Raw genomic sequence first — 21,452 nt, forward strand, 5'->3', positions numbered from 1 at the left:
GGGGTGAGGAGGTTTGATTATTAAGGCTTTGGTAAAACCGGCATACTATCAAGATTCGGTGGCGTTAATGTGGATTTCGAGACGGGTCCATGCTTGCGCGGGTGTGCACAAGGCAGCGGTCATGATGGCGACACCACAGAATAAGGATATAATGCGGGAAGCCGGACTATTTACTGAGGCGGTCGCAAGAGCGGGGCCGGGCGACATGGTTATAGTGGTCAGCGCAGAAACTGAGGAGGCGGCTGCTGGGGCGCTGAGGGAGGCGGAGCAATGGCTGGCAAAGCCGGTAGGAGAGGAGAAAAACAGTACCACGTCCTCTCAGTACCGTCACTTAGCTGCCGGCATCCGTAGCTTGCCTGGTGCTGACGTAGCTGTAATTTCCGTACCTGGTGTTTATGCAGCAGCTGAATCTCTAAAGGCTTTGAAAAACGGACTCCATGTGTTCCTGTTCAGTGATAATGTTTCGCTGGAAGATGAAATCCAACTAAAAAGGCTGGCCCATCAGCGAGGACTGCTGCTTATGGGACCCGATTGTGGCACGGCGTTTATTGGCGGGGTGCCCCTGGGTTTTGCCAATGCGGTACGGCGGGGGGGCATAGGTATAGTGGGCGCTTCGGGTACCGGCATGCAGGAGATAATGTGTCTGGTTGACAGGTGGGGCGGTGGCATATCCCACGCCTTTGGTACTGGAAGCCGCGATCTGTCCATGGGGGTCGGCGGGATAACCACCCTAGACGCCCTGGAAATTCTAGCCAGAGATGAACAGACAAAGGTCGTAGTCCTGGTGTCCAAACCCCCGGCGCCACAAGTTGCCGAAAAGATACTCCGCCGGGTCGGCGGCATGGGCAAGCCGGTAGTCCTATGCCTGCTTGGCAATAATAATACAACTTCCCGGCGGGGGGTGTATATGGCCAGAACACTCGAGGATGCTGCTCGCCTAGCAGTAGTCCTTGAACGAGGAGAGGCGCCTGGGACTGATACCGTTGAAGGGAGTGTTCCGACCTTATCCCTGGACATAACGGGGGGCTATTTGCGAGGTCTTTTCTCGGGTGGTACCCTTGCAGAAGAGGCCTTACTCATCCTTCGCGCTTGCATCGGACGCGTTTACTCTAACCTTCCTGAAGGGGAGACGCTGGCAGACCCAAACTTCAGCAAGGAAAACACTATTGTTGATATGGGAAGTGATGAGTTTACCGTAGGCAGGCCGCATCCCATGATTGACTTTTCCTACCGCCTGGAGAGATTCCAGCGGGAGGTAGCTGACCCCAGAGTAAGCGTTATCCTAATGGATGTGGTATTGGGATTCGGTTCCCACCCGGACCCGGCAGCCGAACTTGTTCCCCCCATTAGTGAAGCGATCAAGGAGGCACGACGCACTAACCGTGACCTTAATATCGTGCTCAATGTGGTGGGTACTGATGCCGATCCTCAGGACTATACCGCGCAGGTGACCAGACTGAAGACGGCCGGAGCTCTGGTGGCGCCTACTAACGCTCAAGCAGCCCTCATGGCGGCGAAATTGCTTAGTTCAGGTAGAGGTAAGCTGGAGTTGGAGGTTAACAAACAATGAACGCAGGAATATTGAAACAAGGGCCCAAGGTGATAAATATTGGACTTGATTGGTTCTATTCTAGCGTCGTTCCCTTTACCAGTGCAGTTCATTTGGAGTGGCAACCTCCTGGCTGGGGAGACCCAGAGTTGGCGCGCATAGTGGCACAGCTTTCCGATGATATCGATCCGGCCAGTCTTGGTGGCAAAATAGCGTCTGCCAACCAGGAGGCTTTAATCCGGATCACTTCAGCACGACCAGTTGTCGTAGACATGCTCCCGGCCAGGAAAGTAATTCCTGGCATGAGCAGCAATACTATTCTGCATGCAGGCCCACCTATAGAATGGGATAGGATGTGCGGGCCCATGCGCGGCGCTGTTATCGGTGCCCTTCTGTACGAGGGGATGGCTTCTTCACCTGATGAAGCAGAAAAACTTGCGGTAAGCGGTGAAATCGAATTTGCCCCTTGCCATTCGCGGAACGCTGTGGGGCCGATGGCTGGCATAATTTCACCTTCAATGCCTGTATGGGTAGTGGTTAACGAAACCTTTGGCAACCTTGCGTTTTCAACGATGAACGAAGGCTGGGGCAGAACCCTCCGGTTCGGCGCTTACGATGATAAGGTTATTGAGCGGTTAAAATGGATGGAGTACAGGTTGGCCCCCGCGATGAAATATCTCATCGAGAGGCTCCAGGGAATTGATTTGAAAAGTATTATTGCCCAGGCGTTGCAGATGGGTGACGAATGCCACAACCGGGATATTGCTGCTACTAACTTATTTTTCAAAAAGGCTGCTCCCGTGTTAGTAGACAGCGACCTGGACAGCAGCATGGTACGGGAAGTGATTTCTTTCTTAGGTAACCACGAGCACTTCTTTCTCAACCTCGCCATGGCCGCCTGTAAGGCCACTCTGGATGCGGCGGAGAATATTCCCTACTGCAGCGTCGTAACTGCTATCGCGCGAAACGGCGTAGAGGTGGGGATCAGGGTCAGCGGTTTAGGTGATAGATGGTTTACAGAAGAGGCCACCATACCACAAGGCCTTTACTTTCCTGGCTATTCCGAAAGCGATGCAAATCCGGATATCGGGGACAGCGCCATTACGGAAACTGCCGGCATAGGTGCTTTCGTAATGGGTACGGCTCCGGCTATAGTCCAGTTTGTGGGAGGTACTCCGGAGGATGCTGTGAGGCTCACCAGGGAGATGTACGAGATCACGGTTGGGACCAACGACAGCTACCGCTTGCCCAATATGTCCTTTATCGGAGCACCGACTGCAATTGATGTGCGCAAAGTGGTGGAAACTGGTATCCTGCCGATTATTAATACCGGTATAGCACATAAGGAACCGGGGCACGGGCTGGTGGGCGCCGGTATAGTAAGGGTTCCGCGGGGTGCTTTTGAGAAGGCGCTGCGCGCTCTGGCTGAAAAATATGCGCCGGAGGGACGAGTGCTGACTTAGAGGAGGTGAGGATTGATGAAAGAGGACCTAAAACGGATTCTGACGGAACTGGTTGCTCTTAGTGGGGTATCGGGGTTTGAACAAGACGTGATTCGAACTGTGGCCAAGAAAATAAAGCCGTTTGCAGATAATGTTGAGATCGATAATTTCGGCAACGTGTATGCGGTGAAGGAAGGACTTCGGCCGGGGCCTACTCTTATGGTGGCGGCCCATGCTGATGAGGTGGGGGGCATTGTCAGCGAAATTCTACCCAACGGCTTACTTAGATTCCAAACGATTGGTATTGTGAGCGAGGCAGTACTCCCGGCAACCAGGGTGATAGTAAACGGTATCAATGGTGTTATCGGCTCCGAGCCAGCACACTTAGAACGAAAGGCTGCTAGTGGTGAGGGGGGGTCCTATAGTCAGCTCTACATAGATATCGGCGCTAACAGTGATGTGGAGGTTAGGGAGTGGGGCATAGAGGTTGGGTGCCCTGTTTCCTACGCTGGGGCACTTATGGAGTTAGGAACTCCAGACCGGATCTGCGGTCATGCTATCGACAACAGGATAGGCTGTGCCATCGTAATTCGCCTGTTCCAAGAGCTTGGCACCCTGAGATTTGCCGGAAAAGTATACGGAGTAATTACAGTGCAGGAAGAAACCACCATGAGTGGAGCCAGGATAGCAGCCGCTCGCCTTCAGCCCGACTGTGCCATTGTTCTGGACACAGTACCGGCTGCCGATACTTCAGCGGAGGGTGCCGGCAAGTTCGGGATTGGTCGTGGCCCCGTAATCCAGCTGGCCGAGGGTGTACAGAGAGCTTATGTAGGCACGATAGCTCACCCGGCGGTAAAGGGTGCAATCCTGAGGGCGGCAGCGGAAAGGGGTATTCGAGTACAGCTGGCCGCGGAAGTCGGACACTGGACAACCGATGCAGCTGGACTTCACATAGCCGGTAAAGGAGTACCTACCGGATTTATCTCCATTCCCCGTCGTTACGCCCACTCCCCGGCTGAAGTTATGGACATAAATGATGCGGTAGGGGCAGTAGAACTACTGAAAGGGGTAATCAGCGGCCTTGGTACCCTTGACCTCCGATTCGTTTCCCTGTAGTTCAGCCGGGTGGCAGCAGACCGCCGCCTTCAGTGTAGGATGGAAGGTGAAAGCAATACTAAGGCTGCGTTCACACGTAGGCCGGGTCCATAGTGTGTTCTCCAGGGCCTTCAATGTGGAAACCCCTGAGGGGGAGGTATTTAGTGTTCTAGTTGGCGGGACGCGTTATTGGCTGGCCATAAACGTTCAACCCTGGCCAGGGCAGCTTAGGGTAAGAAAAGGGATGGTTGTCACTTACGGGGATAGCAAAATGGCTATACCTGATGCGGGGATAAGTATTTTACTGAAAGGCTCACCGGTGTGGAGGACTACAACCCTCGAGGTAAGGCTTGGTGCACGGCATGATGTTCTTCAGGCGCTTCGCATTGCCGCAGCCATTGGGTGCCGTTTCGGTAACTTGCAAGGGTTCGGCGGATTGCTAAGACATTTTTGCAGTGAGGGAAGCACACCTTCCGCAGGGGCCGAAGTACCATTTTGGTTGGGCCGGGGGTACAGAGCGGCAGAGGATTTGTTGATGGCACTTAGACGGAGAGATCCCTGGTGCGCAGAAAAGGCTGCCAGGGAGCTGGTGGGTCTGGGGCCGGGTCTCACGCCGGCCGGCGATGATCTGCTGGCGGGGCTCATAGGTGGCTGGTGGTGGCGGAAGAAAGCCTACGGTGGGCATGGGGGCCTCCCACAGCACTGTCTGAGAACAGTGGCGGCGGTTGCACGCGAATGCACTAACGTTTTTGGCTATCGGGAGATTTACGGTGCTACGGTGGGAGAGCTGCCTGAGGCTGCCCTGGAAGTTGTTACTGCTATATTAAGAGGCAACATAGAGTTGGCTTCTCGAGTTTTGGAGCTTTTGGCGTTGGGATCTTCGTCAGGAACCGATATGCTAGCTGGCATTTGCCTGGCCCTGGCATCGGTGGAGGATTTAGTCAGCTAGCCTATGGTAAGTGCTGGGAGGGGGAGCCATGCTAGATCTAATAATTAAAAATGGTAAAATAGTCGACGGGAACAACATTGTCGAGGGAGACATTTTGGTGGCTGGCGGGAAAGTAGTGGGGGTGACACGGAGAGGGGAAATTGATAGAGCCCGGAGGGTATTAGATGCTGAAGGTCGTTACGTTTTACCAGGGGCTATCGACAGCCATTCGCATCTCGGCCAGATGCCCGGAGCAGGGCAGCCTAAAGTGCAGGGTCAAGAGGAAAACTTTATGACCGAAAGTTCGTCCGCTCTGTACGGTGGTGTAACCAGTGCCCTGAATTATATCTTTACCCAGGAATCATTGGAAAAGGTGTTTCCTCGCTTTATTGAACTGGTTAAGAGACACAGTCTAATTGATATAAAGTTCCACGGAGCCTTGATGAATCAGGTTCACCTGGACAATATCGAGAGATATATTCACGATCTGGGCATTACCTCTTTTAAAATTTTTTTACCTTATAAGGGTGCAGAGGCCGCGAACTTAGGTGGATTGAGCAGTCTCAATGATGGTCAGATATTGGAGGCATTTGTCAAACTAAAGGAGTATGGCGGCTTGCCCATGATCCATGCAGAGAATCCTGAACTCATTGATTACTATTCAAGGCGGTTAACCGATCCAACTAGACAGGATATGGCCTCTTGGGAGGCGACCAGGCCGGGGATCTGTGAAGGTGAAGCTGTGGCCAAGGTTCTCTACCTTGCGCGAAAGGTCGGATGTAGAATTGGCATCGCCCATGTGAGCTCGAAGGAAGCTGTAGAGTGCATTCAAGAAGCCAGGGACCAGGAGGTCGTGTTGGAGACATGTCCGCATTATCTAGCCCTTACCGTTGAGGCAGGCCTTGGCAGTTTGGGTAAGGTAAGCCCCCCGATCAGACACCATGATGACAGGGAAAAAATTTGGGAGGCGGTTGAAAAACAGGTTCCGGTTATCATCGGATCGGATCACAATTCCTGGGTCACGGCCCACAAGCAAGAATTGTGGAGTGGGCTGGCCGGACTCCCGGGCAACGCTGTGATAATGGCGGTGCTGTTTACGGAAGGCGTAAACAAGAGGGGCCTTTCTCCTCTTGATGTGGTTCGGGTTAGCAGCTATAATGCGGCCAAATTATTTGGGTTGTTCCCAGCCAAAGGGACTCTGGCGGTGGGCAGCGACGCCGATATTACCATCATGGAAACCGGAATTAAGAAATACCTTGACCCTAGCGAGACCGGCTCTATAGTTGATTATACTCCCTACCAGAACTATCTCTTTACAGCTTGGCCTTATGCGGTTATAGCACGCGGAGAGGTCATGGTCTTGGATGGAAGAAGGGAGAATAGTGAGCACCGGGGAAACTGCCTCAACACCTTTTGCCTTAACACTGTTTGTTCCACGTAGATTGTCTCTGTATGAATAGCAAGGTTGGAGGGATGCCCACGTAAGGGGTAGGGTTGCTTATATTGAATCTTCATCACATAACTATCACATAACCCCATTAATCCCTAACTGGTCTTTTCCAAACTTAATACCTCTTTTACCGATATAGCTGACCAGTTTTCTCGTTGAGGAAGTACTTTTCCAGGTACCTTCCCCAAGCTTAGGGGATAATCTTCTCCTATCCTCGACCGTTGCCCGGATATAGACTAAATCGGGTGGTAAGCTTGGGAAATTCAATGTCTCTTGCCAGGAAGCACTTCCTTTCGGGAACAATCATCTTCCGCGCTGCATTGCAGCCCGTCTGGAAAACCGGGTTAGCCTGCAACGACCAGGAAACCTGTAAGCTTTAGAGTACCCTCCACAGCTACCACCGCCGGTGCACACCATAGATGAACCATGCTTGCAATAAGGAAGCTCCCGGACTCGTGGAAAGACGTCTTCGGGGGCCGAAGCCGGTGGTCATAATAGGGGACCTGGTAAGCGAACAGGTGAGTAGGGTATTTAAAGCGCAGGACCTAGGCAGGAAGTCCTAGCCGTGGGGGCGTAATAAATACCGCAGATGATGAAGCCCCCTGCGGGGAGTGAGAGATATGGCCAGGATTATTGTGGCGTGCCAGACTATAAGCGACGAGGTAAAGAAGGTCCTGAAGGAGGAACAGATAGACTATCCGGTCCTTTGGATAGAGTCGGGCTTGCACAACCATCCCGAGAGGTTAAGGGAAAGGCTTACCGACGCGATAAGCCGCCTCGATAATGTGGACACCATTATCCTGGCCTTCGGCTACTGCGGCAACTCTCTCCTGGGGCTTTCTGCGCCGGAAGCCCAGATGGTGATACCCCGGGTGGACGACTGCATCTCCTTGCTCCTGGGCTCGGTGGAGCGCAGGCTGGAGCTCACCCGCGGGGCAGGCACGTATTTTCTCACGCGGGGATGGCTGGTGTACGAGAACAACATCATGCGGGAGTACGAGCGGTGCGTGGCCAAGTACGGGGAGGAGCGGGCTTCCCGCATTATGCACGCTATAATGAAACACTACCGGCGGCTTACCCTCATCGATACGGGAGCCTTTCCCCTGAACGAGTACGTAGATATATCTTCGGCCTTTGCCCGCAGGATGGGCTTGGAATATGAAATAGTCCCGGGCTCCCTGGTCTATATCAGGAAACTGCTGTGCGGTCCCTGGAATGACGATTTTGTAGTGCTGCCGCCGGGGAGGCCGGTGACCTTGGGGGATTTTGGGCTGGAGTTCGCCGGCGCGGTGGCCCAGCCGTCATCCTTCCCGGGCCTGGGGCAGCCATAGATGCGGCCGGGATTCACTCGGCCGTATCTTGCTATCCGACTTTAATCTGAGCGTTGCGGCGTTTTTCTAAGGCCTCCCGGTACATGTTTTCATACTGGGCGGCAGAAGCCGACCAGGAGAAGTCGGCCCGCATGCCCCGTTCCATTAGCCGGCGCCATTCCTGCGGCTGGGTGCGGTAAACATTTAAGGCGCGGTTTACCGCCTGCAGCAAGGCCTGGGGCGTATACTCTAGGAAGGAAAATCCGTTGGCCCGATCCGGATGCCGGTGGAAGTCTACGATGGTATCCTCCAGGCCGCCGGTAGAGCGCACGACGGGCACGGTGCCGTAGCGCAGGCTTATCATCTGGCTCAGGCCGCAGGGCTCGAAGCGGGAGGGCATGAGAAAGATATCCGCCCCGGCGTAGATGCGCTGGGCCAGGTCCGGGTCGAACCCGATCTTCACCGCCATCTTGTGGCGGTATTTTAATTTGTACTCGGAAAAAAGCCGCTGATAATAGTCTTCGCCGCTCCCCAGGAGAACAAACTGCACATCTTGCTGAAGCAGGGGGTCCATGATGGCGGCCAGGAGATCGAGGCCCTTCTGCCCCACCAGGCGGGAAATTAAAGCCAAGAGGGGCACATCCGCCGCTGGCAGATCCATCTCCTGCTGCAGGGCCCGTTTGTTTTCCTTTTTTCGTTCCAGGGTGGAAACATCGTAGTTGACCGGTATGCGGGGATCGGTGGCCGGGTTGAATTCCTCGTAGTCGATACCGTTCAAGATCCCGCGCAGGTCGGCGGCCCGCTTCCGTAAGAGCCCGTCCAGGCCTTCACCCAGTTCGGGCGTCTGGATTTCCAGGGCATATTTTTTGCTAACGGTGTTGATCAGATCGGCGTAAAGGAGGCCGGCCTTCATGAAATTGACTTTGCCGTAAAATTCCAGGCGATCGGGGATGAAGAATTCATCCCCCAGGGCCATGAGCCTCAGGGTTTCCCGGGGGAAATGGCCCTGGTACTGCAAGTTGTGAATGGTAAATACAGTAGCCGTATGCCGGTAAAAGGGGTTGTCCTCATGTTTCACTTTAAGGAAAAGGGCGATGGGTCCCGTCTGCCAATCGTTCAAGTGGATTACATCCGGGCGGAAATCTATCCCGGGCATCAGGGACAGGACCGCCTTGCAAAAAAAGTTGAAGCGGGCATCGTCATCAGGATAGCCGTACATGCCGTCCCGGTAAAAGTACTTGTAGTTATCGATGAGGTAAACAGGTACCGGGGTGGTACCGGGAAGGCTAGCCCGGCGAATTATGGCTGTCTCCAAGCTGCCGTCCATCTCCACCGGGAGGTCGGTGAGATAGTCCACCTCCGTGATCTGGCGATAACGGGGCATTACTATCCGCACCTCGTGCCCCCTCATGGCCAGGGCTTTAGGGAGGCTCCCGGCCACGTCGGCCAGACCCCCGGTCTTGGCCAGGGGCGCTACTTCAGGAGAAACGAAGAGAATTTTAAGCGAGCCCGTCATTTTGCTCCTCCTTGTTAACGTCGTTTAAAGAGCGGGCGGCATGCTCGGGAGGGGTAGGGTTGATGTATATGTTAGTACCCCATTCAAAACCGGCGACTGTGGTGAGGCGCGGCAGGAGCTGTAGGTGCCAGTGATAGGCCGGCGCCTCCTGGTGCAAAGGAGCCGTACGCAGGACCAGGTTAAAGGGAGGATCGGCCAAGGCGCGGGCGAGACGATCGAGCACGTCCTGGAGAAGGGAAACCAGATCTTCTATTTGTTCATCCTTAAGGTCACCAAAACTGGGCTGGTGCTGCCGGGGGAATATCCAGGTTTCAAAGGGAAACCGCGAAGCGAAGGGGCAAAAGGCCAGGAAAAGCTTATTAAAGGCCACCACCCGCGCTCCTTGCCTTAACTCGGTTTCCACCATGTCACAGTAAAGGCAGCTTTCTTCCCGCTCCATGTACTGCTCCGCCTTCCGAATTTCTTCCTGGACATCGGGCGGGATTACCGGCGTGGCGATGAGCTGGCTATGGGGATGCTGAAGGGAGGCCCCTGCTTCGGTGCCGTAGTTCTTAAAGATCTGCACGTAAGCCAGGCGTTCGTCCTGGGCATGCTGAAGGTACCGCTGGCGCCAGGTCTTTAGTACCCGGACGGCGTGGTCGGGCTCGTACCCTCTAAGTTCGACGTCATGGTCGGGGCCTTCGATAATGACTTCGTGAAGTCCCATTCCCTCCTGGCGGCGGTATAACCCGGCTGCTTCTTCACCCCCTCCGCCGTCGGGGACGAGGGCGGGAAATCTGTTAGGTACTACCCGTACCTGCCAGCCGGGCGTATCGGCGGCTGTCCCAGGCAGGCGGAGGGCAAAGACTTCGGGAGGTGTTTCCTTCTCGTTACCGGGACAAAAAGGGCAGTTATCCCTTCTTTTGGGGATCCTTCTGTGGCTTTCTCGGCCCTCACGGCGTGCAAAGTCCGAGGGACGCTTGGCCCGTTCGGTGGAAATAATTACCCATCTCCCGGTGACCGGGTCCTGACGCAGTTCGGGCATAAAACCGGAACCTCCGCGGAAAATACAGTCTGGGTCTAGGTTACTTCTTTCAGGGTCCCTTTATACAGAAAAAAGGTTAAAAAATGTGGCAGGAATCATCAAGGAAAAGTAGAATAGCTGAATAAACTATTCTTAACTTTCGTCCGCAAGGCATCCGGTACCGAGTATTAACAGTAGGGATTATCTCAACGCCGTGCTTCCGAAGGAAACATCAAACGGCCAGGAGGCCGGCGGACCACCGGCAGCGGGTTTCCCCGCCCGGGGTATGCTTCGGAAGCACCTGGGCGCCCGTGAGGGGGATTGAGTCAATGATAGATAAGAGCTCCTTTGTGCCTCCTTATTATCAACTAGCCCAAATCCTGGAGCGCCAGATTAAATCAGGACAGTACCGCCCGGGCGATGCATTGCCTTCGGAAGCGGAACTGAGCGAGAAATATGGGTTAAGTCGAATGACGGTACGCCGCAGTCTGAACGAGCTTGCCAGGGCGGGGCTTATAAGGACGGAAAGGGGTAAGGGTACCTTTGTGTCCCGGCCGGAACTGGACCGGGCGGTTTTTGTTATGGATGTTTTCCCCAAAGACATGGCCTCCCGCGGCATGGCTTCCAGTGTCCGGCTGCTGGAAGCGAGGCTGGTGCCGGCGCCGGATAAGGCGGCCCGGAAGCTACAACTTCCCGTAGGCACCAAAGTGCTGTACATACGGCGATCCCTCTTGGCCGACGGGGAGCCCATGGCGTACGATCGCAAGTATCTCCGGTACGACCGGGGCCGCCCGATACTGGAGAACGAGCTCCAGTACCAGGCCCTGCCTGAGATGGTGGAAAAGCACGCCGAGGCCCTGCCGGTAAACAGCCGCATGGTTTTGCAGGTAACCCTCCTCAACGAAGAAGAGGCCCGGGCCCTGCGGACGTCGCCGGGATCGCCGGCGTTCTTGCTGGAGCAGATACTCGTAGCGGGGGACGGCCGGCCGGTGGGGTGGGGGTGGTGCATATACCGCGGGGACCGATATGAGTTGATTTCGGTGCCCACCGCCATCTAAGGAAGCCGCCTGGGAGAGAGGGTGAAAGGACATGACTCCCTTGGCTATGGCCATGGCTGAATTGGATGAAAAGAAAGTCCTGGAACTAGTTAGACGGGAACTGTTCGCCCGGAGGGTTCCCTTGGAAATAGTCGAGGAGTGCAGGATGGGGCTTAACATCGTAGGGGAACGTTACGGCCGGGGGGAATATTTTCTCAGCGATCTCGTGATGTCAGCAGAAATATTCCAGGAAGTGCTCCGCGTGCTCGAGCCCTTCCTGGCGGGTGTGTCCGTCTCCGAGGAGCAGGGAGGAAAGGCGGATATTCTTTTTGGGACAGTGGAGGGTGATATTCACGACATCGGCAAGAACATAACCATTTCCCTCCTTCGGTGTGAAGGCTTCCGCGTCTACGACGCCGGGGTGGACGTTCCGCCCGATATGTTTTTGACTTTGCTGCGGGAAACGGGCGCGCGGGTGCTGGGGCTCTCTGCCCTCCTCACTTCTTCCTTTGAAGCCATGCGGCGGACTATCCAGCTGGTGCGCATGGTTATCCCCAAATCGGAGGTCCGGGTGATTATCGGAGGACTGGTGAACGAGCGGGTGGGTCGCTATGTGGGTGCCGATGCCTGGGTGCGGGAAGCAGGTGAAGGGGTCGCCATTTGCCGGCGGTGGCTCGGCGTGAGGGTGGTAAGGAGCACCATGATTAGACAAAATTAAGTTGAGTTAAAGAAAATTGGCGAAAGATCCATGGGCGACTATCCTCCCCGGCAAGCCTGGATTCATGTGACGGGCAGAGTTTAAGACCCTACGGGGGTGATCGGTTGACGCCGGAGGAGAAGCAGGAACAGTTATTTTCTTCCTGGCTTGCGGCTCAGGGTACTTCCTTTACCGACTGGGAGGCCGAAGAAGGATACCGGCAACGGGTGATGCGTATAAAGCAGGCTGTTCAGCTAAACCAGCCGCCGGACCGCGTCCCGGCGTGCCCCATGACGGGTCTCTTTCCGGTTTATTACGCAGGTATAACCGTCCGGGAGGCCATGTACGACTACCAGAAAGCGGCGGGGGCGTGGATAAAGTATGTTTTAGATTTTCAGCCCGATGCCTATGTGGGAATGTTTGTGGTACCCCCTGGCAGGTTTTTTGACCTGCTGGATTATAAATTATACAAGTGGCCGGGTCGCGGCGTTCCACCCGACATATCGTACCAGTGTGTGGACGCCGAGTACATGAAGGCCGACGAATACGATGGTCTAATCCACGACCCCTCCGATTTCTGGCTGAGAACCTACTTTCCCCGCATCTTTGGTGCCCTTAAGCCTTGGGAAAGGTTGACCCCCCTTACCCACGTGCTAGAGATGGTGATTACCTGTGGAAGCTTCGTTCCCTTCGGCAGGCCCGATGTCCAGGGAGCTTTCCGGGTCCTCCTGGAGGCGGGCAACGAAGCTGCACGGTGGGCCGAGGCGGTGGACTACGTGGACCGTTTCCTCCGCGGGCGCGGGTTTCCTACCCTATTGGGAGGCATCAGCAAGGCTCCCTTCGACATCCTCGGGGACACCCTGCGGGGGACCCGCGGCATAATAGTGGACATGTACAGGCGGCCCGAAAAACTGCTGAAGGGCCTGGAGGCCGTGACTCCCCTGGCCATAAGGATGGGGATATCCTCTGCCCGGGCCGCGGGCAATCCCCTGGTGTTCATACCCCTGCACAAGGGAGCCGACGGCTTCCTGTCAGATACGCAGTTCAGGACTTTCTACTGGCCGACCCTGCGCAAGGTAATCATGGGCCTCATCGAGGAGGGGCTGGTGCCCTTTTTGTTCGCGGAAGGTGGCTACAATTCCCGGTTAGAGATTATCCGCGACCTGCCTCCGGGAAAAACGGTTTGGCTTTTTGATGATATCGACATGGCCCGGGCCAAGGAGGTGCTGGAAGGAGTGGCCTGTATAGCGGGAAACGTGCCCATTTCCCTGCTGGCCTTCGGCTCTCCCGAGGAAGTAGAGGATTGTTGCCGGAAACTAATAAAAGTAGCCGGCCGGGGTGGAGGGTTTATTTTGAGCTCCGGGGCTGTGATCGACGACATAAGGCCGGAAAACATGCAGGCCCTCATAGAGGCGGCCCGGAGGTTTGGCACTTATTCTTAAAAGGGATTAACGGAGGAATAACGACTAAAATTAAAGATTAATGAAGCAGGAATTTTACAGCAAAAGTAGAATATATGTATAGACAGGACTTGGGCCGAGTGGGCTAGCGGCTGGTCCCCTTAGATGCAATACTAAAGGTTTGACGGAGGGTGCCCCAAATGCTAATAATCGGCGAAAAGCTCAATAGCGCCATTCCCAGTGTACGACAGATCATCCAGGAGAAGGACGCGGCGGCGGTCCAGGATTTGGCTGTAAAACAGGTGCAGGCCGGTGCCCATTACCTGGATGTTAATACTGCCCACTGTAATGAGATAGAGGATATGGAGTGGCTCGTCCGGACCGTGCAAGAGGTCACCGATGCACCTTTATGTGTGGACAGCACTTCAGGGGAAGTAATTAAGAAGGCTTTAAAAAATATCAAAGGAGAGAAAAGTAAGGTTATCATTAACTCTATTTCTATGGAAAAGAACCGCCTGGAGGAGGTCCTGCCCCTGGTTTTAGAGTACCAGTGTCCGGCCATCGGGCTCACGGCGGACGACAACGGCATTCCCAAGACCGTGGAGGACAGGCTTAAGATTACGGAGCGCCTCGTCGAGCTCCTTTCCAAGCACGGCTATAATCTCGAGAACTTATACATCGACCCCCTGGTCCTGCCCCTGGCCGTCAGCCACACCCATGCGGCAACGTTTTTTCAATGCTTAACGGAAATTAAACGGTTGTTTAACGTTAAGACGGTCTCCGGTTTGAGCAATATCTCTTTCAATATGCCCAAGAGAAAGCTTATCAACCGGTATTTCCTGGCCATATGTATGGCCCACGGCATGGACGCGGCGATACTCGACCCCCTGGATTCCAAGATTATGACGGCCGTTACGACGGTGGAGCTGTTAATGGGCCAAGACGCCTTTGGCAAGAATTTCCTAAAGGCTTATCGTAAAGGCCTGCTGGCCGACTGAGGAGAGGCACGGTGTGGAGGGGGTGAAGGAGAAAGGGAGGATAAGAAGGGGTTGTCCCGAGACAGGTAGAGGCGCCTAGAACAGGGGAAGTTGGTGGATTTTATTACTATGCGCAAGGGGAGGGAATAAAAGGATGGGTGGCAAGGAGCAGCTTTTTCAGGAAAGGTTCAAACGCTACAGCGTAGCCATGGAGTGCGGCAAGCCGGACAAAGTGCCGGTAGTTTTTCCCCTGGGCGAATGGGTCATTAAATATAGCGACATCACCCTGCAAGAAGCTTACTACGATGTAGACAAAGCCACGGCCGTCATCGACGGGGTGCTTAAAGACCTGGACTTCGATGTAATGTTCGGATCCATCAACTTGTGGTGGCCGCCCATGTTCGATGCGGTGGGCTGCAGGCAGTATAAATTCCCCGGGATCTATTTTGAAGCGGATGCAGGCTTCCAGTACGTAGAAGAGGAATTCATGAAGGCCGAGGACTACGACGATTTCATTGCCAACCCCACCCAATGGTTGGTGGAAAATTATTTACCCCGGGTAAATGAGGAGTTTTCCGAGCCGGGTTCTTACCGCGCTACTGTAGCCCTCATCAAGGGCGCTGCCGGCTTTGCCATGCATAACGGCAAGACGGCCCAGGTGGCGCAGAAGTGGAGCCAGGAATTCGGTATAGTGCCGTATGGAACGGGGATGACCAAGGCTCCTTTTGACACCCTGGGCGATTCCCTGCGGGGAACGAGGGGCATTCTTCTGGACCTGCGGCGTCGCCCGGATAAGGTAGCGGCCGCCTGCGAGGCCATTGTGCCCCATAATATTGCCTTCGGCATGATTACCTCGGCGGGGGATACTTCCTTACCGTGCTTTGCTCCCCTCCACAAGGGAGCCTATCCCTTCTTGAGCCTCGAACAGTGGGATAAATTCTACTGGCCGACCTGGAAGAAGGTTATCGAAGGACTCTGGGCCCTGGGGAAGAGAGTTTTCTTCTTCGCCGAAGGGGATTGGACGCCCTACCTGGAAAGGATCGCGCAGCTTCCCGACAAGAGCATAGTCTTCTGCATTGATCTGACCGATGCCCAGAAGGCCAAGAAGGTTCTGGGCGGGAGGTTCTGCCTTTACGGCGGCGTTCCCACCACCCTTTTGACCTACGGCACGCCCCAGGAAGTCAAGGATTGTGTCAAGCGGGCTATTGACGAACTGGCCGGTGATGGTGGCTTTGTCCTGGCGGCCGGCGGGGTGGTCATGGGCGACGCGAAGCGAGAAAACATTGAGGCTATGCTGGAAGCCGCCCGGCAATACGGCGCTTACTAATTGAGCCCGGAGGGAGGAGGGGAAAAGGATGGCCGAGAACAAAGTCCAGGCCTTTGTACCCGAAGCGGGTACCTGTGTGCCCTGGAAGGTGAAGAAGGAAGAGCTGGGGCAGCTGGCCGGGAACGAGGAAATCGTTAAGCAGGAATGGGATAAGCTTGACGCCTTTGCCTACGCCTTTATCTGGTTCTGGGTACAGCGTTAAAGGCCGGCGGCAAGGGGTAACTAAATCTCTTCGAGGGGATGGTGGTAGTAGCTATGTCTAAGGAAGCCCTGGCCAAAGCCATGGCCGAATTAGAGGAGGAACGGGTAATCGCCCTGGTTAAGGAATTATTGGGAAGCGGTACGGCTCCCCTGGATATAGTCAAATCCCTGCAAGAAGGAATGACGGAAGTAGGCAAGCGGTTTGAGCGGGGGGACTATTTCCTCAGTGAGCTGGTCATGGCCGGCGAGGTCATGAAGGGGGCCATGGATATCTTAGAACCCCATTTAAGCGGCGAAAGTGCAGAGAATAAGGGCACGGTTGTGATCGGGACCGTTAAAGGGGATATCCACGACCTGGGAAAAAATATCGTAATCATGCTGCTGAAGGGTGCTGGATACAACGTGGTTGACCTCGGGGTTGACGTGCCCAAAGAGAAGTTTGTGGCCGCCGTCAAAGAAACCGGCGCTCCTCTGGTGGGTATGAGCGTTCTCTTGACCAGCTGCCAGGGAGCGTTAAAAGAAACCATCGACGCCCTGCGGGCGGAAGGTTTGACTCCTAAAGTGGTTATCGGGGGCAACTACGTCGACGAAACCGTCAGGAAACACGTCGGGGCCGATTACTTTGCGGCCACGGCGGGGGACGGCCTCAAAGTGGCCTCCGAAGTCTTCGGAGGATAGGACCGGTAGAGGACTAGGACATGTTACCTCCCCTAAAATAGCCTCTGCACCTACCCCCTTGCGTTGGCAAGGGGGCTTTTTATGCTCACCGGAATTGGGGAAGGATAACCTGGGGGCGTGCCTCCTCGGGAGGTACGCGGAGTAAAGTGAAAAACTTCCCGATTTGGGGAGGAAAAACTCTGGCCCATGAAGAAAGAATATATCAAAAAGGATACGGCGACCTCAGGGGAGGCATGGCAGGTGCGCATAGCCATCATCGGAGGCTCAGGAGTTTATGATCCGGGAATTTTGACGAACCTGCAGGAGGAGAGTGTCGAGACCCCGTATGGCAAGGTTACGGTAAAGGTGGGTACTTACCGGGGCGAGGAAATATGTTTCATGAACCGCCACGGCCAGAAGCATTCCTTGCCCCCCCACAAAGTCAACTACCGGGCCAATGTGTGGGCCCTCAAAATGCTGGGAGTAGAGCGGGTTATAGCCACGGCGGCGGTGGGGTCCACCAATCCCGAGTTTAAGCCGGGAGAATTTGTGCTGGTGGATGATTTCCTGGACTTCACCAAGACCCGCGTCTACACTTTTTTTGAAGGCGGTGAGATGGGGGTAGTACACACCGATTTTACCGAGCCCTATTGCCCGGAACTGCGCCGGATACTGGCTGAGACGGCCGCCGAAGAGGGTATTAAGGCCCATAGCGGGGGTGTTTACGCCTGCACTGAGGGGCCGCGCTTTGAAACGCCGGCGGAAATCCGGATGATCCGCCAGCTGGGTGGGGACCTAGTGGGTATGACCAATGTACCGGAAGTCGTGCTGGCCCATGAGCTGGGACTGTGCTACAGCCTCATCGCCATGGTCACCAACATGGCGGCCGGTATTGCGGAGACCACCCTAACCCATGAAGAAGTGCTGGAAGTCATGGCCCAGAACGGCAAAAAGTTACGGAGCCTCATCATGGAGGCTATACCCCGCATACCGCAGGAAAGAAATTGCCGGTGCTGGCAGACGCCCGGTAAATTAAACATTTAAATCCTGAAGAAAGGGGTCGCGCATCATGCCGGAATCCATCATCCGTGACTACGGATGGGCCGAAGAAGGGGTACTGAAAATCCAGTGGGTTCAAGACCACATGCCCATCTTGAAGGAAATACGCCGGGATTTTGAGACGCGTCAGCCCTTCAAAGGGAAAAGGGTGGGCATCTGCCTCCACCTGGAGGCCAAAACGGCTTACCTGGCCACGGTCATCAAGGCCGGAGGCGCCGAGGTGGCCGTGTGCGGCTCCAACCCCCTTTCTACGCAGGATGATGTCTGTGCCGGTCTGGTCAGCCTGGGGGTAACGGTCTATGCCCGGCACGGTTGTCCGCCGGAAGAGTATACTTCTTTTCTCCACAAGGTGCTGGATACCAGGCCCCACCTCATCATTGATGACGGCGGCGACCTGGTCCACCTGCTGCATACCGAGAGGAAAGAGCTTCTACCGGACATTATAGGTGGCGCCGAGGAAACCACTACCGGCATTTTGCGTCTGAAGGCCATGGAAAGGGACGGTGTCCTGGCCTTCCCCATGGTAGCGGTGAATGACGGGTACTGCAAACACCTTTTTGACAACCGTTACGGAACCGGACAATCCACCTGGGACGGAATCATGCGCACCACCAACCTCACCATCTGCGGCAAAACCGTAGTGGTGGCCGGTTACGGGTGGTGCGGGAAGGGTATTGCCGCACGGGCCAAGGGTCTGGGGGCCCGGGTCATCGTGACGGAAGTCAATCCCATTCACGCTAACGAAGCCCTCATGGACGGTTTTGAGGTCATGCCCATGGTGGAGGCTGCCAAGTACGGCGACATCTTTGTTACCGCCACCGGGTGCGCCAACGTAATTAGGGGCGAACATTTTAAGGTTATGAAAGACGGGGCCATACTAGCCAATGCCGGCCACTTTGACGTAGAGATCAACAAGAAGGACCTTCAGGCCATGGCCCAGACCCGGCGGGTGGCACGTCGGAATGTAGAGGAATTCAGGCTGCCGGACGGCCGGCGCCTTTACCTGCTGGCGGAAGGCCGCCTGGTCAACATTGCGGCGGCCGACGGCCATCCTGCGGAAATAATGGACCTCACCTTTGCCCTCCAGGCCCTCTCTCTGGATTACGTGCTGAAGAACAAGGGCCAACTGCCTCCTAAGGTCATCTCCGTACCCTGGGAGATAGACCGGGAGGTGGCTTCCTTGCGTCTGCGCTCCCTGGGGGTCAAAATCGATACCCTTACTCCTGAACAAGAAAAGTACCTGGCCAGCTGGCGACACGACTAGTCTTGCCCAGGGCAAAGGGGTTGGACGGGAATGAGCTTTATAACCATTCGCGACCTCCACTTTACCTATAAAGGCGGCTCAAACCCGGCCCTGCGCGGCATCAACCTGGATATTGAGCCGGGGGAATTCACCGTCATCATGGGGCCCAGCGGAGCGGGCAAATCTACCCTCTGCCTTGCCTTAAACGGCCTGATCCCCAACGTAAAGAAGGGAGACTTCCGGGGCGAGGTTAAGATCAAGGGTGTACCTACTGCGGGCCGGAAGGTCAGCAATTTTGCCGAAACAGTAGTCCTGGTCTTTCAGGATTTCGAGTCCCAGCTCTTTTGTACCAATGTGGAATTGGAAGTTGCCTTTGGGCCGGAAAATTTCAATGTTCCGCCGGAAGAAATTAGAGAGCGGATCAAGGAAGCCCTGCGCAAAGTACGGCTGGAAGGCTTTGAAAAGCGCCAGCCGGCCACCCTTTCGGGTGGCCAGAAACAGCGCCTGGCCATTGCGTCGGTGCTATCCATACAACCGGAAATGATATGTATGGATGAACCGACTACGGACCTCGATCCCGTGGGCAAATACGAAGTCTTTGCCATAGCCAAGGCTTTGCGGGAAGAAAAGAAAATGACCATGCTCTTAGTAGAGCATGAAACCGAGGAGTGCCTGAACGCCGATAGAATTGTCCTCCTGCGGGAGGGTTCCGTGGTGGCCCAGGGACCGGCGCAGGAGATCCTGCGCCAGAGCCGGCTCCTGGAGGAATGCTCTATAAAACCTCTGGACATGGCCCAACTTTTTGCCCGGCTGGGCGTGGAAGAGGTTCCCCTTACAGTAGAAGAAGGTTTGGCCAAGTGGCGGTCTCTGGGATGGACGGTGGATCAGCAACGCTACCGGCAGATGGTTAGAGAGCAACAGGAAGCTCAAAGGAGGGGTTACGGCCAACCCATTATCGAAGTAAAGGGCCTGGTTCACCGTTACGACAACGGTGTAGAGGCCGTCAAGGGTGTGGACCTCACCATAAGGCAGGGAGAGTTCGTAGCCGTTTTGGGCCAAAACGGCAGCGGCAAGACCACCCTGGTAAAACACTTTAACGCCTTGCTCCGCCCTTCATCGGGTGAGGTACGGGTGGCGGGACTGGACACCCGGCAGGAGAGTATCGACAAGTTCGGCCGCTTAGTGGGCTACGTCTTTCAAAATCCTGATCACCAGATCTTTGCCGGCACGGTGAGGGAAGAAGTAGCCTACGGCCCCAAGTTACACGGAGTGCCGCCCGAGGAGATTGAGGAGCGGGTGAGGGATGCCCTGAGGGCAGTGGAGCTGGTCGGCTACGAGGAAGAGGATCCCTTTTCTTTAACCAAGGGACAGCGCCAGCGGGTGGCGGTAGCCTCCGTCCTGGCCACCAAACCCCAGATTATTATCCTGGATGAGCCCACTACCGGCCTGGACTATAAAGAGCAGCGGGGCATGATGGAACTGGTGAAAAGACTCAACGAAATGGGCCATACCATTATCATGGTTACCCACAGCATGTGGGTGACGGCCGAATATGCCCACCGGGCCATCGTTATGAAGGAAGGCCGGATAGTCATGGACGGTCCGGTACGGGAAGTCTTCGCCAGGGAGAAGGAGCTCGAAGAAGCTTACCTCAGACCGCCCCAGATCGTCCGGTTCAGCAACCGCTTGGGAGCTACCTGCCTCAGCGTGGAGGAAATGCTGGCGTGCCTGGACCGCGCTAAGGAGGGGGAGCAATGAATTTATACCTCTATCTGGATAAAGATACCATCATCCACCGCCTGGATCCCCGGGCCAAAATCATGATTCTTATTTGCAGTTTTGCCATCCCCCTTTTAAATGACCATCCTTTATGGTCGTTGGGGGCTGCCGCTTTAATCCTCCTTTACGGTTTTTTGGCCCAATCCCTCTCAAACATTAAGCGCATCAAGACCATTTTGATCTTGATCTTTATTTTCTCTTCCCTCGTATGGTTTGTTTTCGCCCGGGGTAGTACTCCCCTATTCTGGCGCCTGACCCGGGAATCGGTGATGTACGGCATAGCCACCGGTATAAAGATCGATGCCATGATTATTGCCGGTCTGATCTTCCTTTCCACCACCAAGAACGAGGAAATCACCGTGGGCTTAATCAGGCTCGGCCTGCCCTTCCCCGTGGCCTTTGCCTTTTCCACTGCCCTGCGGCTCGTGCCCACTTTTGTAGGAGCCGGGGCCACGGTATCTCAGGCCCAGCGCTCCCGCGGGCTGGATCTCGATTCCGGCTCCTTCCTGGAAAAGATACAGAAGTATGTGCCCCTGCTGGTGCCCATTTTCCTCTCTTCCATCCGCAACAGCGATGGTCTAGCCATGGCCCTAGAAAGTAAAGGCTTTGGGGCATATCCCCACCGGACCTTTTACCTCCAGCTACAGTGGAAAAAGGTGGACACCCTATTCCTGGCCGTCTTTCTCCTCTTAACCGTCCTCAATGCCTGGGCCAAAATCCAAGGCCTTACAGGCATTCCGGGGTTAATAAAGTAATTAGGGGAGGTGAGCTGCCTGGGCTAA

The 21,452-nt window shown here is 55.2% G+C and carries 19 protein-coding genes; 17 read left to right on the plus strand and 2 right to left on the minus strand.

The annotated features are described in order from the left end of the window. Positions 1–13 precede the first annotated feature (13 nt). The 6 genes from fdrA to TAMC210_RS03405 all read left to right on the plus strand — a co-directional run bounded on the left by fdrA (position 14) and on the right by TAMC210_RS03405 (position 7,795). Entirely contained in the window at positions 14–1,570 is a 1,557-nt protein-coding gene (gene fdrA, locus TAMC210_RS03380) for an acyl-CoA synthetase FdrA (RefSeq protein WP_173297371.1), read from the plus strand. Positions 1,571–1,698: 128 nt separating this feature from the next. Beyond that, positions 1,699–3,012, plus strand: a complete 1,314-nt coding sequence (locus tag TAMC210_RS03385; RefSeq protein WP_254388484.1) for a DUF1116 domain-containing protein — start codon at positions 1,699–1,701, stop codon at positions 3,010–3,012. A 15-nt stretch (positions 3,013–3,027) separates the two neighbouring features. After that, positions 3,028–4,107, plus strand: a complete 1,080-nt coding sequence (locus tag TAMC210_RS03390; protein WP_173297373.1) for a M42 family metallopeptidase — start codon at positions 3,028–3,030, stop codon at positions 4,105–4,107. A 514-nt stretch (positions 4,108–4,621) separates the two neighbouring features. After that, the gene (locus tag TAMC210_RS03395) at positions 4,622–5,035 is read left to right on the plus strand and encodes a DUF2877 domain-containing protein (RefSeq protein ID WP_173297374.1); all 414 of its coding nucleotides are present in this window, start codon (positions 4,622–4,624) and stop codon (positions 5,033–5,035) included. 28 nt (positions 5,036–5,063) lie between these two features. Beyond that, positions 5,064–6,455 carry a dihydroorotase gene (locus TAMC210_RS03400; RefSeq protein WP_173297375.1) on the plus strand — a complete coding sequence of 464 codons (1,392 nt, stop codon included), beginning with the start codon at positions 5,064–5,066 and terminating at the stop codon, positions 6,453–6,455. 629 nt (positions 6,456–7,084) lie between these two features. Next, positions 7,085–7,795, plus strand: a complete 711-nt coding sequence (locus TAMC210_RS03405; RefSeq protein ID WP_173297376.1) for a DUF1638 domain-containing protein — start codon at positions 7,085–7,087, stop codon at positions 7,793–7,795. Positions 7,796–7,826: 31 nt separating this feature from the next. On the opposite strand, the gene glgA is transcribed toward TAMC210_RS03405, so the two are convergent. Both glgA and galT read right to left on the minus strand, forming a co-directional pair. Continuing rightward, complete coding sequence (glgA, locus tag TAMC210_RS03410; protein WP_173297377.1) at positions 7,827–9,290, minus strand: glycogen synthase GlgA; 1,464 nt, start codon at positions 9,288–9,290, stop codon at positions 7,827–7,829. Next, positions 9,274–10,314 carry a galactose-1-phosphate uridylyltransferase gene (galT, locus tag TAMC210_RS03415; RefSeq protein WP_173297378.1) on the minus strand — a complete coding sequence of 347 codons (1,041 nt, stop codon included), beginning with the start codon at positions 10,312–10,314 and terminating at the stop codon, positions 9,274–9,276. Before galT ends, glgA begins: the two co-directional genes overlap by 17 nt. Before the next feature lie 308 nt (positions 10,315–10,622). On the opposite strand from galT, the gene TAMC210_RS03420 reads away from it, so the two are divergent. The 11 genes from TAMC210_RS03420 to TAMC210_RS03470 all read left to right on the plus strand — a co-directional run bounded on the left by TAMC210_RS03420 (position 10,623) and on the right by TAMC210_RS03470 (position 21,425). Next, entirely contained in the window at positions 10,623–11,351 is a 729-nt protein-coding gene (locus TAMC210_RS03420) for a GntR family transcriptional regulator (RefSeq protein WP_173297379.1), read from the plus strand. Between the two features lie 31 nt (positions 11,352–11,382). Beyond that, positions 11,383–12,048, plus strand: coding sequence for a cobalamin B12-binding domain-containing protein (locus tag TAMC210_RS03425; RefSeq protein WP_173297380.1), 666 nt, complete (start codon positions 11,383–11,385; stop codon positions 12,046–12,048). Between the two features lie 104 nt (positions 12,049–12,152). Next, positions 12,153–13,469: a uroporphyrinogen decarboxylase family protein gene (locus TAMC210_RS03430; RefSeq protein WP_173297381.1), complete on the plus strand. Its 1,317-nt coding sequence runs from the start codon at positions 12,153–12,155 to the stop codon at positions 13,467–13,469. A gap of 158 nt (positions 13,470–13,627) precedes the next feature. Next, positions 13,628–14,425, plus strand: coding sequence for a methyltetrahydrofolate cobalamin methyltransferase (locus tag TAMC210_RS03435; RefSeq protein ID WP_173297382.1), 798 nt, complete (start codon positions 13,628–13,630; stop codon positions 14,423–14,425). A 133-nt stretch (positions 14,426–14,558) separates the two neighbouring features. Next, positions 14,559–15,731, plus strand: a complete 1,173-nt coding sequence (locus TAMC210_RS03440) for a uroporphyrinogen decarboxylase family protein (protein ID WP_173297383.1) — start codon at positions 14,559–14,561, stop codon at positions 15,729–15,731. 28 nt (positions 15,732–15,759) lie between these two features. Continuing rightward, positions 15,760–15,933: a hypothetical protein gene (locus TAMC210_RS03445; protein ID WP_173297384.1), complete on the plus strand. Its 174-nt coding sequence runs from the start codon at positions 15,760–15,762 to the stop codon at positions 15,931–15,933. A 53-nt stretch (positions 15,934–15,986) separates the two neighbouring features. After that, positions 15,987–16,610 (plus strand): cobalamin B12-binding domain-containing protein, encoded by a 624-nt coding sequence (locus tag TAMC210_RS03450; protein ID WP_173297385.1) that lies wholly within the window; start codon positions 15,987–15,989, stop codon positions 16,608–16,610. 186 nt (positions 16,611–16,796) lie between these two features. Next, positions 16,797–17,633 carry an S-methyl-5'-thioadenosine phosphorylase gene (mtnP, locus tag TAMC210_RS03455; RefSeq protein ID WP_173297386.1) on the plus strand — a complete coding sequence of 279 codons (837 nt, stop codon included), beginning with the start codon at positions 16,797–16,799 and terminating at the stop codon, positions 17,631–17,633. Between the two features lie 25 nt (positions 17,634–17,658). Next, on the plus strand, positions 17,659–18,912 hold the full coding sequence (locus TAMC210_RS03460; protein ID WP_173297387.1) for an adenosylhomocysteinase: 1,254 nt from the start codon (positions 17,659–17,661) through the stop codon (positions 18,910–18,912). Between the two features lie 30 nt (positions 18,913–18,942). Continuing rightward, positions 18,943–20,649, plus strand: a complete 1,707-nt coding sequence (locus TAMC210_RS03465; protein ID WP_173297388.1) for an ABC transporter ATP-binding protein — start codon at positions 18,943–18,945, stop codon at positions 20,647–20,649. After that, positions 20,646–21,425, plus strand: a complete 780-nt coding sequence (locus TAMC210_RS03470) for an energy-coupling factor transporter transmembrane component T family protein (protein WP_173297389.1) — start codon at positions 20,646–20,648, stop codon at positions 21,423–21,425. Before TAMC210_RS03465 ends, TAMC210_RS03470 begins: the two co-directional genes overlap by 4 nt. The last annotated feature ends 27 nt before the right edge of the window (positions 21,426–21,452 follow it).

Origin of the sequence: Thermanaeromonas sp. C210, from assembly GCF_013167955.1 — a bacterium.
GTDB lineage: Bacteria > Bacillota > DSM-521 > Neomoorellales > Neomoorellaceae > UBA12545.

Coding starts and splice junctions, on each gene's coding strand:
- TAMC210_RS03460 (WP_173297387.1), top strand. CDS start 17,659: ATGCCGGAATCCATCATCCGTGACTACGGATGGGCCGAAGAAGGGGTA.
- glgA (WP_173297377.1), bottom strand. CDS start 9,290: ATGACGGGCTCGCTTAAAATTCTCTTCGTTTCTCCTGAAGTAGCGCCC.
- mtnP (WP_173297386.1), top strand. CDS start 16,797: ATGAAGAAAGAATATATCAAAAAGGATACGGCGACCTCAGGGGAGGCA.
- galT (WP_173297378.1), bottom strand. CDS start 10,314: ATGCCCGAACTGCGTCAGGACCCGGTCACCGGGAGATGGGTAATTATT.
- TAMC210_RS03405 (WP_173297376.1), top strand. CDS start 7,085: ATGGCCAGGATTATTGTGGCGTGCCAGACTATAAGCGACGAGGTAAAG.
- TAMC210_RS03425 (WP_173297380.1), top strand. CDS start 11,383: ATGACTCCCTTGGCTATGGCCATGGCTGAATTGGATGAAAAGAAAGTC.
- TAMC210_RS03390 (WP_173297373.1), top strand. CDS start 3,028: ATGAAAGAGGACCTAAAACGGATTCTGACGGAACTGGTTGCTCTTAGT.
- TAMC210_RS03470 (WP_173297389.1), top strand. CDS start 20,646: ATGAATTTATACCTCTATCTGGATAAAGATACCATCATCCACCGCCTG.
- TAMC210_RS03420 (WP_173297379.1), top strand. CDS start 10,623: ATGATAGATAAGAGCTCCTTTGTGCCTCCTTATTATCAACTAGCCCAA.
- TAMC210_RS03465 (WP_173297388.1), top strand. CDS start 18,943: ATGAGCTTTATAACCATTCGCGACCTCCACTTTACCTATAAAGGCGGC.
- TAMC210_RS03450 (WP_173297385.1), top strand. CDS start 15,987: ATGTCTAAGGAAGCCCTGGCCAAAGCCATGGCCGAATTAGAGGAGGAA.
- TAMC210_RS03440 (WP_173297383.1), top strand. CDS start 14,559: ATGGGTGGCAAGGAGCAGCTTTTTCAGGAAAGGTTCAAACGCTACAGC.
- TAMC210_RS03400 (WP_173297375.1), top strand. CDS start 5,064: ATGCTAGATCTAATAATTAAAAATGGTAAAATAGTCGACGGGAACAAC.
- TAMC210_RS03445 (WP_173297384.1), top strand. CDS start 15,760: ATGGCCGAGAACAAAGTCCAGGCCTTTGTACCCGAAGCGGGTACCTGT.
- TAMC210_RS03435 (WP_173297382.1), top strand. CDS start 13,628: ATGCTAATAATCGGCGAAAAGCTCAATAGCGCCATTCCCAGTGTACGA.
- TAMC210_RS03395 (WP_173297374.1), top strand. CDS start 4,622: ATGGCACTTAGACGGAGAGATCCCTGGTGCGCAGAAAAGGCTGCCAGG.